Source organism: Hydrogenophaga defluvii (genome assembly GCF_042665235.1).
GTDB classification, from domain to species: domain Bacteria; phylum Pseudomonadota; class Gammaproteobacteria; order Burkholderiales; family Burkholderiaceae_C; genus Hydrogenophaga; species Hydrogenophaga defluvii_A.
In genome coordinates this window covers 1-1,648 of record NZ_JBHTBZ010000060.1, presented here as the reverse complement: position 1 = coordinate 1,648, position 1,648 = coordinate 1, and the positions used below count along the sequence as shown (strand labels likewise).

Annotated in this window: 2 protein-coding genes; both read right to left on the bottom strand. The window is 63.9% G+C overall.

Annotated features, from left to right (window positions below; all coding sequences use genetic code 11):
- Positions 1-1,211, bottom strand: a 1,211-nt coding sequence (locus ACFQU0_RS17800; protein WP_382203071.1) for a TRAP transporter large permease, incomplete at its 3' end; no start/stop codon positions are given.
- Between the two features lie 31 nt (positions 1,212-1,242).
- A partial coding sequence (locus ACFQU0_RS17795) for a TRAP transporter small permease (protein WP_382203070.1) occupies positions 1,243-1,648 on the bottom strand: 406 nt, incomplete at its 5' end.

Here is a 1,648-nt window from a genome sequence, read left to right as displayed (position 1 = left end):
CCCATGATGACCAGCACAAACGGCAGCAGGTGGCCCACGATGCGGTCCAGCGAAATCTTGGCCACCGTGCACGCGGCAAACAGGTTCACCCCAAACGGCGGCGTGATCATGCCCATGGCCAGGTTGACCACCATGATCATGCCGAAGTGCACCGGGTCGATGCCGAAGAACACCGCCACCGGCACCAGGATGGGGGCCAGCACGATGATGGCCGCCGAGGTCTCGATGAACATGCCGATGACAAACAGCGCCGCGTTCACACCCAGCAGGAAGTAGGCCGGCGAGTCCAGCACCTCCTTGAGCCAGATGCCAATGGCCTCCGGGATGCCCGCGCGCGTGATCAGGAAGGCGAACAAGCCCGCGTTGGCGATGATGAACATGATGACCGCGCTGGAGAGCACCGACTTCTTGAACACCGCCACCAGGTGCTTGAACTCCAACTCGCGGTGGATGACCAAACCCACGATGAGCGCATAAAACACCGCCACGACCGAGGCCTCGGTGGGCGTGAACACGCCGCCGTAGATGCCGCCCAGGATGATGACCGGCATCAAGAGTGCCCAGCCCGCTTCCACCGTGGCCTTGCCCACCGACAGGCGCCCATCGCCGTCGTTTTTGCCCAGGCCCTTGAAGCGGCAGTACAGGTGAACGAACAGCATGAGAACCCCGCCGATGAGCAGGCCCGGCACCACACCGGCAATGAACAGCTCGCCAATCGAGACTTCAGCGGCCACGCCGAACAAAATCATGGGGATGGAGGGCGGGATGATCACGCCCAGCTCGGCCGAGGTGGCCTGCAGCGAGGCGGCGTAGCCCACCGGGTAGCCGTGTTTGATGAGGGCCGGGATGAGGATGGAGCCGATGGCGAAGGTGGTGGCCACGCTGGAGCCGGAGACGGCCGCGAAGATCATGCAGGTGAGCACGCAGGTCATGGGCAGGCCACCCTGCACGCCACCCACCAGGCTCTTGGCAAAGTTGACCAGGCGGCGCGAGATGCCGCCGGTCTCCATCAGGTTGCCCGCGAGGATGAAGAAGGGGATGGCGGCCAGCGGAAACTTGTCGATGGCGGTGAACATCTCCTTGGGGACCAGGATCAGCTTGTCGCTGTCGAAGAGGGTCAGGCCCAGGATGGCCGAGCCGCCGATGGAGACGGCGATGGAGATGCTGAAGGCAAAGCCCAGCAGCATGGTGATGAGCAGGGTGAGGGACATGGTGTGGCTTCCGTGTTCTTGTTGTTCTGGGTTACTGCGCGGTGCTCAACTCGTCGTCGTGTGGGTCGAGGTGGTGGGCGATGACGGCCACCAGGCCCAGGAAAGCGCCCACGGGCAGCGCGGCATAGCCCCAGCCCATGGAGAGTTCCATGCTGGCGAAGGTCTGAAAGCGCACGCGCCAGACGAGGTCAATGCCGAAGTACAGCACCACGCTGAGGAAGGCGAGGTTGACGCTGGTGATGATGGTGCGCACGGTGTTGCGCCAGGCGCCCTTGGACAGGCGCAGCATCAGATCGACCGAGACCAGGGCGCCTTGGCGGAAAGCGGCGACAACGCCCAGCATGACCATCCAGATCAGCAGGCGGCGCATGGACTCTTCCGTCCAGGTGGAGGGCTGCGAGAACACGAAGCGGCTGACCACCTGCCACATGCCAAGG